We start from the raw sequence: 14,442 nt of genomic DNA, 5'->3' as shown, positions 1-14,442 counted from the left end.
GTCGATGCGTGTCGGCATCGGCATCCGGCCGCAATCGCAGCCGACCGGCAGGCGCCGGAGGCGGGCATGCAGGCGCTCCCGCGGATGGACGCTCCCGGCAGCTGCAGCGTGGGCTGCCGGGAGGTTCAGCCCATCAGAGGACTCTGGCGATGGCCTGGCTGACGGCGTCGATGTTCTTGGTGTTCAGCGCGGCCATGCAGATCCGGCCGGTGTCGATGCCGTAGACGCCGAACTCCTCGCGCAGGCGGACCATCTGCTCCTTGGACAGCCCGGTGTAGCTGAACATGCCGACCTGCTGGGCGATGAAGCCCATGTCCTGCTGCACGCCGGCTGCCTTGAGCTTGCCCACCAGGGCGGTGCGCATCTCCTTGATGCGGGCGCGCATCCCGCCGAGCTCCTGCTCCCACAGCGCGCGCAGCTCGGGCGTGTTCAGCACCGTGGCCACCACGGTGGCCCCGTGGGTCGGCGGGTTGCTGTAGTTGGTGCGGATGACGATCTTCAGCTGGCTCAGCACCCGGGCGGCTTCGTCCTTGTTCTCGCACAGCACCGACAGCCCGCCGACCCGTTCGCCATAGAGGCTGAAGCTCTTGGAGAACGAGGTCGAAACGAAGAAGTCCTGGCCGGAGGCGACGAACTTGCCGATCGCGACGCCGTCTTCGGCGATCCCCTGGCCGAAGCCCTGGTACGCCATGTCGACGAACGGCACCAGCTTGCGGGCCTTGGTGGCGGCGATGACCTCGTCCCATTGCTGGGGCGTGAGGTCGTAGCCCGTCGGGTTGTGGCAGCAGGCATGCAGCACGACGATGGTGCCGGGCGCCGCCATGTTCAGCGCCGTCAGCATGCCGTCGAAGTCGATGCCGCGCCTGGCCGCGTTGTAGTAGGGGTAGCTGTCGACGGTGAAGCCGGCCTGGGTGAACAGGGCGCGGTGGTTCTCCCAGCTCGGATCGCTGATCAGGACCTTGGCACCGGGATTGACCTTGCGCAGGAAGTCGGCGCCGATCTTCAGGCCGCCCGTGCCGCCGAGTGCCTGGACGGTGGCGACACGGCCGCTCTTGACCGGCTCGCTGTCGGCCCCAAATACGAGGTTCTTGACGGCACTGTCATAGGCGGCAATGCCGTCGATCGGCAGGTAGCCGCGGGCCTTGGGCGCCTCCATCATCTGCTTCTCGGCACGCTGCACGCATTGCAGCAGCGGCAGCTTGCCGTTGTCGTCGTAGTAGACGCCGACGCCGAGGTTGACCTTGTGCGGGTTGGTGTCGGCGTTGAACTGCTCGGTCAGACCCAGGATCGGGTCACGCGGTGCCATCTCGACGGCTTGGAACAAAGACATGCAGGAAATCCTCTGGAAGTGGTGCGCGCCCGGATGGCGCGATCCCGGCTGCCGGCCCGGGCTTGCGTTACGCTGTCCGGCTGCCCGATTTTAAGCCGCCGCCCCTCGACCTTCCTCCACCAGCGCCATGCCAGAAGTCAACGAAGTCACCGAAGTCACGCCGCAGCAGCAAAACGGCCAGTTCGTCACCTTTCCGGGCTCCCCGTTCGAGCTGTTCCAGCCTTACCCGCCGTCCGGCGACCAGCCCACCGCCATCGAAAAGCTGGTCGAGGGGGTGAACGACGGCGAGGTGTACCAGACCCTGCTGGGCGTGACGGGCTCGGGCAAGACCTTCACGATGGCCAACGTCATCGCCCGGCTGGGCCGCCCGGCCATCGTCTTCGCGCCGAACAAGACGCTGGCGGCGCAGCTTTACAGCGAGTTCCGCGAGTTCTTCCCCAAGAACGCCATCGAGTACTTCGTCAGCTACTACGACTACTACCAGCCGGAAGCCTACGTTCCGCAGCGCGACCTGTTCATCGAGAAGGACAGCTCGATCAACGAGCACATCGAGCAGATGCGGCTGTCGGCCACCAAGAGCGTGCTGGAGCGGCGCGACACGGTGATCGTGGCCACGGTGAGCGCGATCTACGGCATCGGCGCGCCCGAGGACTACACCCAGATGCGTTTCATCTGCCGGGTGGGCGACAAGATCGGCCAGCGTGACGTGATCGGCCAGTTGATCCGGATGCAGTACACGCGCAACGAGCAGGATTTCTCGCGCGGCACGTTCCGGGTGCGGGGCGACACCATCGACGTGTTCCCCGCCGAGCACAGTGAGCTGGCCATCCGGCTGGAGCTGTTCGATGACGAGATCGAGACGCTGCAGTTGTTCGACCCGCTCACCGGGCGCATCCGCCAGAAGGTGCCGCGCTTCACCATCTATCCGTCCAGCCATTACGTCACCCCGCGCGAGAAGGTCGTCTCCGCCGTGGAATCGATCAAGCTGGAGCTGGACCAGCGTCTGAAGGAGCTGGTGGGCGCCGGCAAGCTCGTGGAGGCGCAGCGGCTCGAGCAGCGCACCCGGTTCGACTTGGAGATGCTCAGCGAAGTGGGGCACTGCAAGGGCATCGAGAACTACACCCGGCATCTCTCGGGTTCGCCCCCTGGCGCGCCGCCGTCGACGTTGACCGACTACCTGCCCAAGGACGCGCTGATGTTCCTGGACGAGAGCCACCAGATGATCGGCCAGCTCAACGCGATGTACGCCGGCGACCGGCAGCGCAAGACCACGCTCGTCGAATACGGGTTCCGGTTGCCGTCGGCGCTGGACAACCGGCCGCTGAAGTTCGAGGAATTCGAGACGCGCATGCGCCAGGTGATCTTCGTCTCGGCCACGCCCGCCGCGTACGAGCAGCAGCACGCCGGCCAGGTGGTGGAGCAACTGGTGCGTCCCACCGGCCTGATCGACCCGGAGGTCGAGGTCCGCCCCGCGACGCACCAGGTGGACGACGTGCTGCAGGAGATCCGCATCCGCGCCGAGAAGAACGAGCGCGTGCTGATCACCACCCTGACCAAGCGGATGGCCGAGCAGCTGACCGACTACCTGGCGGACAACGGCGTCAAGGTGCGCTACATGCACAGCGACATCGACACCGTCGAGCGCGTCGAGATCCTGCGCGACCTGCGGCTGGGTGCCTTCGACGTGCTGGTGGGCATCAACCTGCTGCGCGAGGGACTGGACATCCCCGAGGTGTCGCTGGTCGCGATCCTTGACGCCGACAAGGAGGGATTCCTGCGGGCGGAGCGATCGCTGATCCAGACCATCGGCCGGGCAGCCCGGAACCTGCATGGCAAGGCCATCCTGTACGCCGACCAGATGACCGAGTCCATGAAGAAGGCCATCGGCGAGACGGAGCGCCGTCGCGAGCGGCAGATCGCCCACAACCTGGCCCATGGCATCACGCCCCGCAGCATCCGCAAGGAAGTGCGCGACCTGATCGATGGGGTCTACAGCGAGAAGACCAGCCGGGAGCAGGAAAAGCAGGAGCTGCAGCGCGCCATGGCCGAGGACATGTCCGAGAAGGACGTGGCCAAGGAGATCAAGCGCCTGGAAAAGCAGATGGTCGAGCACGCGCGCAACCTGGAATTCGAGAAGGCCGCACGGGTACGCGACCAGTTGGCCGTGCTCAAGCAGCAGGCGTTCGGCGCGGTGGTTCACGACAACGTCGTGCCCATCCACTCGGGACGGCGCTGAGCAGCAGATCGTCAGCTCCAACGCGACAGTTGGGAACCAAAGTGCGACTGGCCAGTCTATTTACCCGAGCGTCACGCCGGGTTTTCGGGTATACTTGACGGAATCGCTCAGGAACGAAGAACAAGCAGCCGGCGCAGGTCGCCGGCGGGAGCCGGCAGGTGCCGGACACAAGGGTGGAGACGGACCGCGTCGACGGGTGTCGGCGCGGCGCAATGGGTACGGACAAGCAACAAGGAGGTTGCGATGCGTCTCACGACCAAAGGCCGCTTTGCGGTCACCGCGATGATCGATCTGGCCCTGCGCCAGAACAACGGTCCCGTCACGCTGGCGGCGATCAGCCAGCGCCAGCAGATCTCGCTGTCCTACCTGGAACAGCTGTTCGGCAAGCTTCGCCGGCACGAACTGGTGGAATCCACCCGTGGGCCGGGTGGCGGTTACACGCTGGGCCGCAAGGCGGCCGAGATCACCGTCGCGGACATCATCGTGTCCGTCGACGAGCCGATCGATGCCACGCAATGCGGTGGCAAGGAGAACTGCAACGGCGACGGCGGCCGCTGCATGACGCACGAGCTGTGGTCCGCCCTGAACCAGCGGATGGTCGAGTTCCTCGATTCCGTCACGCTGCAGAAGCTGGTCGACGAGCAGCTCGCCAAGGGCGTGCAGATCGAGGACAAGCCGGCCGTCAAGCGTGCGATCTCGAGTGCGCCGGTGGTCAAGCCGATCCGTGTGAATGCACCGAATTCCGTCTTCGCACTGGGCAACGCCCTGGCGAAGTCCTGATCCCCTCCAACCCTCCAGCAGCCAGTCAGAGCGAGCCGAGCAGCCAGCCATGGACATGACCCCGCATTTCCCGATCTACATGGACTACGGCGCCACGACGCCGGTCGATCCGCGCGTGGTCGACGCCATGATTCCCTGGTTGCGCGAGCACTTCGGCAACCCGGCTTCGCGCAGCCACGCCTGGGGCTGGGAGGCCGAGGCCGCGGTGGAGAAGGCGCGCGAGCAGGTGGCCGATCTGATCGGCGCCGACCCGCGCGAGATCGTCTGGACTTCCGGCGCCACGGAGTCGAACAACCTGGCGCTCAAGGGGGCTGCGCATTTCTACAAGACGCGCGGCAAGCACCTCATCACCGTGAAGACCGAGCACAAGGCCGTGCTCGACACCATGCGCGAGCTGGAGCGGCAGGGCTTCGAGGTGACGTACCTCGATGTCGAGGAGGACGGCCTGCTCGACTTCGACAAGCTCAAGGCCGCCATGCGCGAGGACACCATCCTCGTGAGCGTGATGTTCGTGAACAACGAGATCGGCGTCATCCAGGACATCCCCGCCATCGGCGCCCTGTGCCGGGAGCGGGGGATCATCTTCCATGTCGACGCGGCGCAGGCCACCGGCAAGGTTGACATCGACGTCAAGGCGCTGCCGGTCGACCTGATGAGCCTGGCCTCGCACAAGACCTACGGCCCCAAGGGCATCGGGGCGCTGTACGTCCGGCGCAAGCCGCGCGTGCGGCTGGAAGCCCAGATGCATGGCGGCGGCCACGAGCGCGGCATGCGTTCCGGCACGCTTCCGACGCATCAGATCGTCGGCATGGGCGAAGCCTTCCGGATCGCGAAGGAAGAGATGGCCCAGGACAACGCCAAGGCGCGCGCGCTGCAGAAGCGATTGCTCGACGGGCTGAAGGACATCGAACAGGTGTTCATCAACGGCCACCTCGACAAGCGCGTGCCGCAGAACCTGAACATCAGCTTCAACTTCGTGGAAGGCGAGTCGCTGATCATGGGCATCAAGGGCCTGGCCGTGTCGTCGGGCTCGGCCTGCACCTCGGCTTCGCTGGAACCCAGCTACGTGCTTCGCGCCCTCGGCCGCAGCGACGAACTGGCGCACAGCAGCCTGCGCATGACCATCGGCCGCTTCACGACCGAGGAAGAGATCGACTACGCGATCGAGACGATCAAGAAGAACGTCGCCAAGCTGCGCGAGCTCAGCCCGCTCTGGGAGATGTACCAGGACGGCGTGGACCTGAGCACGATCCAGTGGACGGCACACTGAGAACCTGAGGTAATTGACATGGCTTATTCCGAGAAGGTCGTCGACCACTACGAGAACCCCCGCAACGTGGGTTCCTTCGACAAGGGTGACGAGAGCGTTGGCACCGGCATGGTGGGCGCTCCCGCGTGCGGTGACGTGATGAAGCTGCAGATCAAGGTCAACCCGCAGACCGGGGTGATCGAGGACGCACGCTTCAAGACCTACGGGTGCGGCTCCGCGATCGCTTCCAGCTCGCTCGTGACCGAATGGGTCAAGGGCAAGACGCTCGACGAGGCTGCGGCGCTGAAGAACAGCCAGATCGCCGAGGAGCTGGCACTGCCGCCGGTGAAGATCCACTGCTCGATCCTGGCCGAAGACGCGATCAAGGCGGCGGTCGACGACTACAAGAAGAAGCACTCGCATTGAACTCCGCCATGGCAGTCACGTTGACGGAAGCGGCGGCCCGCCACGTCCAACGCTATCTCAGCAAGCGCGGCAGGGGCGTGGGCGTGCGGCTCGGCGTCAAGACCACCGGCTGCTCGGGGCTGGCCTACAAGCTCGAGTACGTGGACGAGGCCGCGCCCGAGGATCTGGTGTTCGAGAACCACGGTGTGAAGGTGCTGGTCGATCCCAAGAGCCTGGCCTACATCGACGGCACCGAGCTCGATTTCGTGCGCGAAGGCCTGAACGAGGGCTTCCGCTTCAACAACCCGAACGAGCGCGACCGCTGCGGTTGCGGCGAATCCTTCCGGGTCTAGGCGCGACAGGCGCCAGCCGCTGCGGTGCCCCGGCGGGGTGCAGGCGTCCAGGGTGCGGCAGGCACGAGGCAACACCCATGAATCTCCAGGCGAACGATTTCGAGCTGTTCGGCGTGCCGCAACGGTTTGCACAGGACCGCGCGGTGCTCGACGCCCGCTGGAAGGACCTGCAGCGCGAGGCCCATCCCGACCGCTTCGCCTCCCAGGGCTCCGCGGCGCAGCGCGTGGCGATGCAGTGGTCGGTCCGCATCAACGAGGCCTACCAGCGGCTGAAAGATCCGCTGCGCCGGGCCGCCTACCTGTGCGAATTGCAAGGTGCTCCCATCGATGCGGAGCGCAACACGGCCATGCCACCCGAGTTCCTGATGGAGCAGATGGAATGGCGCGAGGAGCTCGACGAGGCGTCCTCGCCGCAAGCAGTAGACGTCGTCGCGGGTCGGCTGGACGCGGCGCGGCGCCGCATCCTCGCCGACATCGAGCGGCTGCTGGACAAGGAGCGCGATCCCCCGGGCGCTGCCCAGCAGGTGCGCGTGCTCATGTTCATCGAGCGCTTTGCCCATGACGTCGAGCAGCGCATCGACCAGCTGGGACAATAGACGCCATGGCCCTTCTCCAAATTTCAGAACCTGGGCAGGCTCCCGACCCCCACCAGCGCCGCATCGCCGTCGGCATCGACCTGGGCACGACCCATTCCCTTGTCGCGGCCGTGCGCAACGGCGTGGCCGAATGCCTGCCCGATGCGCAGGGCAGGGTGCTGCTGCCCTCCGTGGTGCGCTACCTGGAGAACGGCGGGCGGCAGATCGGCTTCGAAGCCCAGAGCGCCCAGGCCGAAGATCCCGAGAACACCATCGCGTCGGTCAAGCGCTTCATGGGCCGCGGCGTCGAGGACATCGCAGGCCGCGGCAAGCTGCCGTACCGCTTCGTCGACAACCCCGGCATGCTGGCGCTCCAGACCCGGGCCGGGGAGAAGTCCCCGGTAGAGGTGAGCGCGGAGATCCTGGCGACGCTGCGCTACCGGGCCGAGGACACGTTCAACGACGATCTGCACGGCGCCGTCATCACCGTGCCCGCCTACTTCGACGACGCCCAGCGGCAGGCCACCAAGGATGCCGCGCAGCTGGCGGGCCTGAAGGTCCTGCGTCTGATCAACGAGCCGACCGCGGCAGCCATCGCCTACGGCCTGGACAACGGCAGCGAGGGGGTCTATGCGGTCTACGACCTTGGCGGCGGCACGTTCGACATCTCGATCCTGCGGCTGGCGCGCGGCGTCTTCGAGGTGATCGCGACCGGCGGCGACTCGGCCCTGGGTGGCGACGACTACGACCGCTCACTGGCCGAGCATCTCTTGAAGGTCGCAGGCACCGACGCGCAATCACCGGCGGAGAAGGCGGCCGTGAAGATGGCGGCGCGGGCGGCCAAGGAACGGCTCACCGATGCCGATCGGACCCAGGTCGACCTGCCCCTCGATGGCCGCAGCGTGGCCGTGGACGTGGCCCGTGTCGACTTCGAGCGGATCACCGCCGACCTCACGCAGCGGACGCTGGCGGCGGTGCGCAAGGCGCTGCGCGACGCGAAGCTGTCGCGCGAGGAGATCCAGGGCGTGGTGCTCGTCGGCGGCTCCACCCGGATGCCGCAGGTGCGCCGCGCCGTCGCCGACTTCTTCGGCCGCGAGCCGCTGGTGAACCTGAACCCCGATGAAGTGGTCGCCCTGGGCGCTGCCATCCAGGCCAACCAGCTCGCGGGCAACGACGCGGCCGGCGATCTGTTGCTGCTGGACGTGATCCCGCTGTCGCTGGGCATCGAGACCATGGGAGGGCTGGTGGAGCGCATCGTGCCGCGCAACGAGACGATCCCCACGGCCAAGGCGCAGGACTTCACCACCTACAAGGACGGCCAGACCGCGATGGCGCTGCACGTGGTGCAGGGCGAACGCGATCTCGTGCAGGACTGCCGCAGCCTCGCGCGCTTCGAGCTGCGCGGCATCCCGCCAATGGCCGCCGGGGCCGCGCGCATCCGCGTCACCTTCACCGTCGATGCCGACGGGCTGCTGAGCGTCAGCGCGCGCGAGCAGACCAGCGGCGTGGAAGCGCGGATTGATGTCAAGCCGTCCTATGGCCTGTCGGACGAGCAGGTCGCCAAGATGCTGCAGGAGAGCTTCTCCACGGCGCAGCAGGACATGCAGGCCCGCGCGCTGGCCGAGGCCCGCATCGACGCCGACCGCATGCTGCTGGCCACACAGAGCGCGCTCGACGTTGATGGCGATCTCCTGGAGTCGGCCGAGCGGACCGCGATCGACGGCCTGATGGCCGCCCTGCGCCGCGAGGCGCAGACAGGGGATGCCGCGTCGATCGAGGCGTCGACCGAGGCCCTGGCCAAGGGAACGGAAGCCTTCGCTGCCCGCAGGATGAACCAGAGCATCCGTCAGGCGCTTGCCGGCCGCAACGTGGAGACGCTCTGAGCATGCCAGTCATCCGGATCCTGCCTCACCCCGAGTACTGCCCGCAGGGCGCCCAGGTGCAGGCGCCCGCCGGCACTTCCGTCTGCGAAGCCTTGCTGGACAACGGCATCAACATCGAGCATGCGTGCGACATGAGCTGCGCGTGCACCACCTGCCACGTCGTGGTGCGAGAAGGGTTCAACTCGCTCAACGAGATGGACGAGAACGAGGAGGACCTGCTCGATCGCGCCTGGGGCCTCGAGCCGAACTCGCGCCTGTCGTGCCAGGCCATCGTGGCGCAGAAGGACCTGGTGGTCGAGATCCCGAAGTACTCGATCAACCACGCCAAGGAGAACCACTGAGGTTCTCCTTGGCGGCTACGTGATCGAGTAGCCGCCGTCCACCGGGATGGCGGTGCCCGTCACGAAGTCGGATGCGGGGCTGGCCAGGAAGACGGCGATCCCGGCCAGGTCGTCCGGTGCGCCCCAGCGGCCGGCCGGTGTGCGGGCCAGCACGCGCTCGTTCAGGCCGGCCACCTGCTCGCGCGCACCCCGTGTGAGGTCGGTGTCGATCCAGCCGGGAAGGACGGCGTTGGCCTGGATGCCGTCGGCTGCCCACGCCGTGGCGATCGAGCGCGTGAACTGCACGATCCCGCCCTTGCTGGCGCCGTACGAAGGCGCGTAGGGCGCGCCGAAGATCGACATCATCGAGCCGATGTTGATCACCTTGCCGCCTTGCCGCCTGAGCCATCCGTGGGCGCTGCGGCAGCAGAGAAAGGCGCTGGTGAGGTTCACGTCCATCACGTGGCGCCATTCGTCCAGCGACATCTCGTGAGCCGGCTTGCGAACCGTCGTGCCGGCGTTGTTCACCAGGATGTGCAGCGCCCCGTGGCGCTCCCCGACCTGGGCGAACAGGCGTTCCACCTCGCCTTCATCCGTCACGTCGGCCTCGATGGCATCGGCCCGTGCGCCTTGGGCGCGCAAGGCGTGCGCGGCCTCGCGGGATTTCTCGGCATTGCGCCCGGCGATGACGACGACCGCGCCCGCTCTGGCGAGTCCCCGCGCCATGCCCAGGCCGATGCCGCCGTTGCCGCCCGTGACCAATGCCACCTTGCCCGCCAGATTGAACATGCTTCCTCCGCGATGATCGAGGCCGACAGCATAATCGCGCCCATGCGCCAGATCGTGCTCGACACTGAAACCACCGGCCTGTCCGCCGAGGCCGGCGACCGGATCATCGAGATCGGCTGCGTCGAACTGGTGGGCCGCAAGCTGACCGGGAACAACAAGCACTGGTACCTCAACCCGGAGCGCGACAGCCACGAGGATGCGCTGAAGGTCCACGGGATCAGCAACGAATTCCTGCGCGACAAGCCCAAGTTCGCGGCGGTCGCCGACGAACTGCTCGATTACCTGCAGGGCGCCGAGATCATCATCCACAACGCGGCGTTCGACGTGAGCTTCCTGAACAAGGAGCTGGAACTGCTCGGCCGCCCGGCCTTTCGCACCTTCGTCGGCAGCATCACCGACACCCTCGCGATGGCCAAGGAGATGTACCCGGGCAAGCGCAACAGCCTCGACGCGCTGTGCGATCGCCTGGGCGTCGACAACTCGGGCCGGACGCTGCACGGCGCGCTGCTCGACGCCGAACTGCTGGCCGATGTCTACATCAACCTCACGCGTGGCCAGGAAGCGCTGCTGATCGACGTGCTGCCCAGCGACACCGCCAGCGGTATCCAGACGCGCGTGGACCTGCGTGCCTTCACGCTGCCAGTCCTGCTCGCGAGCGAGCAGGAAGCGGCCGCGCACGAGGAGGTGCTGGCCCAGTTGGACAAGGCCAGCGGCGGCAAGACGCTGTGGCGGATCCAGGTGCGGGAAGACGGCTCCGCACCTGTGGCATAATTGCGAGCTCTCCAGCAATGGGGAGTGCCTGAAGAAGGCACGAGCGTCCGCAAGGACGGTCACGGGTGATTAGCTCAGCGGTAGAGCACTGCCTTCACACGGCAGGGGTCACATGTTCGATCCATGTATCACCCACCAGAATCCTTGAAAGCCGGCCCTCTGGGCCGGCTTTTTTTTGGGGCTGACGGAGCACGAAGATGGACCAGGTCGATGCAGTGGTGATCGGGGCAGGGGTGGTCGGGCTCGCCGTGGCGCGGTCGCTGGCCCAGGCCGGCCACGAGACGATCGGGGCGGAGTCGCAGGCGGCCATCGGGCAGGGCGTCAGCTCGCGCAACAGCGAGGTGATCCATGCCGGCCTGTACTACGCCCCAGGCTCGCTCAAGGCACGGCTGTGCGTGCGGGGCAAGGAACTGCTCTACGCCCTGTGCGCCAGCCATGGGGTGGAGCACCGGCGCTGCGGCAAGTTCACGGTTGCCAACAGCACCGCGGAGGTCGAGGCCTTGCGGGCACTGCAGCAGCGGGCGGCCGCGAACGGCGTGCCGGTGGAGTGGCTCGAAGGCGGCGACGCGCGCGCGCTCGAGCCGGCGTTGCAGTGCATCGCGGCGCTGCACTCGCCCAGCACCGGCATCGTCGACAGCCATGGCCTGATGCTGGCGCTGCAGGGCGACCTCGAACGGGCCGGCGGCATGGTGGCATTGGGCTCGCGCATCGATGGCGTGCGACTGGCGCAGCGCGCCGGCGAGCCGCACATCGTGCGCCTGGCCGACGGCAGCGAGCTGGCTGCTCGCATCGTCGTCAATGCCGCGTCGCTGCACGCGTGTGCCCTGGCCCGGCGTTTCGAGGGGCTGGATCCATCGCATGTGCCGCGCGAGTGGTTCGCCAAGGGGAACTACTACGCGCTGGCGGGCCGCTCGCCCTTTCACCGGCTGATCTACCCGGCGCCCGCCGATGCCTGGCTGGGCGTGCACCTCACGCTCGACCTGGGCGGACAGGCCAAGTTCGGTCCGGACATCGAGTGGCTGGACGTGCAAGCGCCCGAGCAGATCGATTTCCGTGTCGATCCGGGCCGGGCCGACGGCTTCTATGCCGAGGTCCGCCGCTATTGGCCCGACCTGCCCGATGGTTCGCTGCAGCCCAGTTACAGCGGCGTGCGACCCAAGATCCATGGGCCGCACGAGAAGGCGCCCGATTTCCGCATCGACGGTCCCGCGCTGCACGGCGTGCCGGGGCTGGTCAACCTGTTCGGCATCGAATCGCCGGGCCTGACCAGCTCGCTGGCCATCGCGGAACTGGTCCCGCAGCTGCTGGCAGGTTAACGCACGGTCCGTTCGCGCCGCAGCGCGCGCGCGACGTCCCCGACCAGCGACGGGCCCTTGTAGATCAGGCCGGTGTAGATCTGCACCACGTCAGCGCCCGCGCGCAGCTTGCTCACCGCATCCTCGGCGCTGAGGATCCCGCCCACGCCGACGATGGGGAACGACGTGCCAAGTGCAGCCCGGAGCTGGGCGATGACCCGGTTGCTGGCCGCGAGCACCGGTGCACCGCTGAGACCGCCGGTTTCCTGGGCATGCGGCAGGCCCTGCACCGCCTCGCGCGAGATGGTGGTGTTGGTCGCGACCACGCCGTCCATGGCGTGGCGTTTCAGCGTCGCGGCGATCACGTCCACCTGCGCCTCGTCCAGGTCGGGAGCGATCTTCACGAAGACCGGAACGCGACGCCCGTGCTCCCGGGCAAGCTCCTCGCGGCGAGCCGCCACGGCGCCCAGCAGCGCATCGAGCGCCTCGTCGCTCTGCAACGCCCGCAGGTTCCTGGTGTTCGGACTCGAGATGTTCACCGTGACGTAGTCGGCATGCGGGTACACCCCGGTCAGGCCGACGAGGTAGTCCTGCGTGGCCTGCTCGATCGGGGTGGCGGCGTTCTTCCCGATGTTCAACCCGAGGAGACGGCCGCCTCGCCGGAAGGTCGAGCGCTGGACGTTGGCCACGAAGGCCTCCAGGCCGTCGTTGTTGAAGCCCAAGCGGTTGATCAGAGCGCCGGCCTGGGGCAGTCGGAACATCCGCGGCTTGGGATTGCCGGGCTGCGGCCTGGGCGTGACGGTGCCCACCTCGACGAATCCGAATCCCATCGCGCCGAGGGCGTCGATGCACCGGGCGTTCTTGTCCAGCCCGGCCGCCAGGCCCACGCGGTTGGGAAACTTCAGGCCCGCGAGCGCGACCGGATCCTCGACCAGGGCCGACCGCCAGGCCAGCGACAGCGGGGTCCGCTGCAGCCGAGCCAGCGAGTCGAGCGTGAGGTCATGGGCGGCCTCCGGGTCGAGCCCGAAGAGGAAGGGACGCGCGAGCGAGTAGGGCAGCAGCGGCATGGATAATTCCTGGCAACACAACAAAGCCCGAGGATTGTCGCGTGACGCAGGATGAACTGAAGACCCTGGTCGGCCAGGCTGCCTTGCAGTACGTGGTGCCAGGCGAGATCGTGGGTGTCGGCACGGGTTCGACCGTCAACAAGTTCATCGAGGCGCTCGCGTCGATGAAGGATCGCGTCCGTGGCGCCGTGTCCAGCTCGGTCGCCTCCACCGAGCGGCTGCGCGCGATCGGCATCCCGGTGTTCGATGCCAACGAGGTGGGCGAGCTCGCGGTCTACATCGACGGTGCCGACGAGATCGATGGCCAGGGACACATGGTCAAGGGCGGGGGCGCCGCGCTCACGCGAGAGAAGATCGTGGCCGCGCAATCGCGCCGGTTCGTGTGCATCGCCGACGAATCGAAGCTGGTCCAGGCGCTGGGCGGGTTCCCGGTCCCGGTGGAGGTGATCCCGATGGCTGCCGCGCGGATCACGCGGCAGTTCGCCGCGCTGGGGGGGCAGGCCCGATTGCGGACACGGGACGGCGACGCGGTGGTCACCGACAACGGGCAGCACCTGCTGGACGTGTCGGGCCTGCGGATCACGCAGCCGCTCGCGTTCGAGTCGGAGGTGAACCAGTGGCCCGGCGTGGTGACGGTCGGCGTCTTCGCGCACCAGAAGGCGGCCGTGTGCCTGCTCGGCACAGCCACCGGCGTGCGGACGCTGACCTTCTAGAACTGGATGCCGGCCGGGTTCCCGCCCGAGGGCGGGGGCGGCGGCGGCAGCGTGGGCGTCGCGGTCGTGGTACCCGCAGAAGTGGGCGGCTTCCTTGCCGCTTCCTGGACGGCCACCAAAGGCGTGGGCGCCGGACGCGCATAGCCGGGCGGCAGCTGCGAAGTCTTGGGGTAGCCCGCCGCATCCAGGTACTGCGCCCATTCCGATTGCGAGAAGCCGAGCAGCTGTTGCGAGCCGATGGTCAGCACGGGTACCGTGGAGGCGCCGGTCAGTCGCTTGAAGGCTTCCGCGTCGTCGTTGCTCGTCACCGTCTTTTCGGTGAACGGAATCCCACGGCCCGACAGGAAGCTGCGGCCGGTGCCGCAGGGGCCGCAGTCGCGCCCGGTGTAGAGCGTGACCGGGAATTTGGTCGCCGCCTGCCGCACCTCGAAGGGAAGGCCGCCGGTGGAGGCCGCCGCCGCCCCGCCAGGCATCGGGACGGTGGGGGCGGGCGTTGCCTTGCCGCCCGTCTCGGCGGGGGGCTTGTCGGAGAAGGTGACCTTCCCGTCGGGTCCGACGATGCGGAAGACCTGGGCGCTGGCGCCGCAAGCCAGGCCCGCCAGCAGGGCCGCTGCCGCCACGCGGCCGGTCAGTTGGGATCTCTCAAGCATGCTCACCCCTCTCCTTGGTTTGGTGT

At 67.6% G+C, this 14,442-nt stretch carries 15 protein-coding genes and 1 tRNA gene; 12 read left to right on the top strand and 4 right to left on the bottom strand.

From position 1 onward, the window contains the following. Nucleotides 1-133 precede the first annotated feature (133 nt). Nucleotides 134-1,330 (bottom strand): amino acid aminotransferase, encoded by a 1,197-nt coding sequence (locus VFE82_RS09505; RefSeq protein WP_325000059.1) that lies wholly within the window; start codon nucleotides 1,328-1,330, stop codon nucleotides 134-136. 127 nt (nucleotides 1,331-1,457) lie between these two features. Here VFE82_RS09505 and uvrB point away from each other — a divergent pair, with 127 nt between their 5' ends. The 8 genes from uvrB (at nucleotide 1,458) to fdx (ending at nucleotide 9,152) form a co-directional block, all read left to right on the top strand. Continuing rightward, nucleotides 1,458-3,566, top strand: a complete 2,109-nt coding sequence (gene uvrB, locus VFE82_RS09500) for an excinuclease ABC subunit UvrB (RefSeq protein WP_325000058.1) — start codon at nucleotides 1,458-1,460, stop codon at nucleotides 3,564-3,566. A gap of 243 nt (nucleotides 3,567-3,809) precedes the next feature. After that, entirely contained in the window at nucleotides 3,810-4,346 is a 537-nt protein-coding gene (gene iscR, locus VFE82_RS09495) for a Fe-S cluster assembly transcriptional regulator IscR (RefSeq protein WP_325000057.1), read from the top strand. 49 nt (nucleotides 4,347-4,395) lie between these two features. Further along, nucleotides 4,396-5,616: an IscS subfamily cysteine desulfurase gene (locus tag VFE82_RS09490; RefSeq protein ID WP_325000056.1), complete on the top strand. Its 1,221-nt coding sequence runs from the start codon at nucleotides 4,396-4,398 to the stop codon at nucleotides 5,614-5,616. 18 nt (nucleotides 5,617-5,634) lie between these two features. Then, nucleotides 5,635-6,021 (top strand): Fe-S cluster assembly scaffold IscU, encoded by a 387-nt coding sequence (gene iscU, locus VFE82_RS09485; protein ID WP_325000055.1) that lies wholly within the window; start codon nucleotides 5,635-5,637, stop codon nucleotides 6,019-6,021. 8 nt (nucleotides 6,022-6,029) lie between these two features. Continuing rightward, a complete protein-coding gene (gene iscA, locus VFE82_RS09480) occupies nucleotides 6,030-6,353 on the top strand; it encodes an iron-sulfur cluster assembly protein IscA (RefSeq protein WP_325000054.1) in 324 nt (107 codons plus the stop codon). 77 nt (nucleotides 6,354-6,430) lie between these two features. Then, nucleotides 6,431-6,949 carry a Fe-S protein assembly co-chaperone HscB gene (gene hscB, locus VFE82_RS09475; protein ID WP_325000053.1) on the top strand — a complete coding sequence of 173 codons (519 nt, stop codon included), beginning with the start codon at nucleotides 6,431-6,433 and terminating at the stop codon, nucleotides 6,947-6,949. A 5-nt stretch (nucleotides 6,950-6,954) separates the two neighbouring features. After that, the gene (gene hscA, locus VFE82_RS09470) at nucleotides 6,955-8,811 is read left to right on the top strand and encodes a Fe-S protein assembly chaperone HscA (RefSeq protein WP_325000052.1); all 1,857 of its coding nucleotides are present in this window, start codon (nucleotides 6,955-6,957) and stop codon (nucleotides 8,809-8,811) included. A 2-nt stretch (nucleotides 8,812-8,813) separates the two neighbouring features. Then, a complete protein-coding gene (gene fdx, locus VFE82_RS09465) occupies nucleotides 8,814-9,152 on the top strand; it encodes an ISC system 2Fe-2S type ferredoxin (RefSeq protein ID WP_325000051.1) in 339 nt (112 codons plus the stop codon). 15 nt (nucleotides 9,153-9,167) lie between these two features. Here fdx and VFE82_RS09460 read toward each other — a convergent pair whose 3' ends face one another. Further along, a complete protein-coding gene (locus VFE82_RS09460) occupies nucleotides 9,168-9,920 on the bottom strand; it encodes a glucose 1-dehydrogenase (RefSeq protein WP_325000050.1) in 753 nt (250 codons plus the stop codon). 42 nt (nucleotides 9,921-9,962) lie between these two features. Here VFE82_RS09460 and dnaQ point away from each other — a divergent pair, with 42 nt between their 5' ends. The 3 genes from dnaQ to VFE82_RS09445 all read left to right on the top strand — a co-directional run bounded on the left by dnaQ (nucleotide 9,963) and on the right by VFE82_RS09445 (nucleotide 12,007). After that, nucleotides 9,963-10,691 (top strand): DNA polymerase III subunit epsilon, encoded by a 729-nt coding sequence (dnaQ, locus tag VFE82_RS09455; RefSeq protein ID WP_325000049.1) that lies wholly within the window; start codon nucleotides 9,963-9,965, stop codon nucleotides 10,689-10,691. Between the two features lie 63 nt (nucleotides 10,692-10,754). Further along, nucleotides 10,755-10,829 (top strand) — tRNA-Val (locus tag VFE82_RS09450). Nucleotides 10,830-10,888: 59 nt separating this feature from the next. Continuing rightward, on the top strand, nucleotides 10,889-12,007 hold the full coding sequence (locus VFE82_RS09445; RefSeq protein ID WP_325000048.1) for an NAD(P)/FAD-dependent oxidoreductase: 1,119 nt from the start codon (nucleotides 10,889-10,891) through the stop codon (nucleotides 12,005-12,007). Here the strand turns inward: VFE82_RS09445 and VFE82_RS09440 are convergent. After that, the gene (locus VFE82_RS09440) at nucleotides 12,004-13,053 is read right to left on the bottom strand and encodes a quinone-dependent dihydroorotate dehydrogenase (RefSeq protein WP_325000047.1); all 1,050 of its coding nucleotides are present in this window, start codon (nucleotides 13,051-13,053) and stop codon (nucleotides 12,004-12,006) included. The genes VFE82_RS09445 and VFE82_RS09440 overlap by 4 nt on opposite strands. A gap of 41 nt (nucleotides 13,054-13,094) precedes the next feature. Here VFE82_RS09440 and rpiA point away from each other — a divergent pair, with 41 nt between their 5' ends. Further along, nucleotides 13,095-13,766, top strand: a complete 672-nt coding sequence (rpiA, locus tag VFE82_RS09435; protein ID WP_325000046.1) for a ribose-5-phosphate isomerase RpiA — start codon at nucleotides 13,095-13,097, stop codon at nucleotides 13,764-13,766. Here rpiA and VFE82_RS09430 read toward each other — a convergent pair. Then, nucleotides 13,763-14,416 carry a glutaredoxin family protein gene (locus VFE82_RS09430; RefSeq protein WP_325000045.1) on the bottom strand — a complete coding sequence of 218 codons (654 nt, stop codon included), beginning with the start codon at nucleotides 14,414-14,416 and terminating at the stop codon, nucleotides 13,763-13,765. The genes rpiA and VFE82_RS09430 overlap by 4 nt on opposite strands. Nucleotides 14,417-14,442 lie beyond the last annotated feature (26 nt).

This window comes from Ramlibacter sp., assembly GCF_035655895.1.
Lineage (GTDB): Bacteria > Pseudomonadota > Gammaproteobacteria > Burkholderiales > Burkholderiaceae_C > Ramlibacter.
This window is presented reverse-complemented; position numbering and strand designations above follow the sequence as displayed.

Excerpts from the sequence above, each read along its gene's own strand:
- uvrB (WP_325000058.1), top strand. The coding sequence starts at position 1,458 with ATGCCAGAAGTCAACGAAGTCACCGAAGTCACGCCGCAGCAGCAAAAC.
- VFE82_RS09430 (WP_325000045.1), bottom strand. The coding sequence starts at position 14,416 with ATGCTTGAGAGATCCCAACTGACCGGCCGCGTGGCGGCAGCGGCCCTG.
- VFE82_RS09490 (WP_325000056.1), top strand. The coding sequence starts at position 4,396 with ATGGACATGACCCCGCATTTCCCGATCTACATGGACTACGGCGCCACG.
- VFE82_RS09440 (WP_325000047.1), bottom strand. The coding sequence starts at position 13,053 with ATGCCGCTGCTGCCCTACTCGCTCGCGCGTCCCTTCCTCTTCGGGCTC.
- hscB (WP_325000053.1), top strand. The coding sequence starts at position 6,431 with ATGAATCTCCAGGCGAACGATTTCGAGCTGTTCGGCGTGCCGCAACGG.
- VFE82_RS09445 (WP_325000048.1), top strand. The coding sequence starts at position 10,889 with ATGGACCAGGTCGATGCAGTGGTGATCGGGGCAGGGGTGGTCGGGCTC.
- iscR (WP_325000057.1), top strand. The coding sequence starts at position 3,810 with ATGCGTCTCACGACCAAAGGCCGCTTTGCGGTCACCGCGATGATCGAT.
- iscA (WP_325000054.1), top strand. The coding sequence starts at position 6,030 with ATGGCAGTCACGTTGACGGAAGCGGCGGCCCGCCACGTCCAACGCTAT.
- VFE82_RS09460 (WP_325000050.1), bottom strand. The coding sequence starts at position 9,920 with ATGTTCAATCTGGCGGGCAAGGTGGCATTGGTCACGGGCGGCAACGGC.
- hscA (WP_325000052.1), top strand. The coding sequence starts at position 6,955 with ATGGCCCTTCTCCAAATTTCAGAACCTGGGCAGGCTCCCGACCCCCAC.
- fdx (WP_325000051.1), top strand. The coding sequence starts at position 8,814 with ATGCCAGTCATCCGGATCCTGCCTCACCCCGAGTACTGCCCGCAGGGC.
- dnaQ (WP_325000049.1), top strand. The coding sequence starts at position 9,963 with ATGCGCCAGATCGTGCTCGACACTGAAACCACCGGCCTGTCCGCCGAG.
- VFE82_RS09505 (WP_325000059.1), bottom strand. The coding sequence starts at position 1,330 with ATGTCTTTGTTCCAAGCCGTCGAGATGGCACCGCGTGACCCGATCCTG.
- iscU (WP_325000055.1), top strand. The coding sequence starts at position 5,635 with ATGGCTTATTCCGAGAAGGTCGTCGACCACTACGAGAACCCCCGCAAC.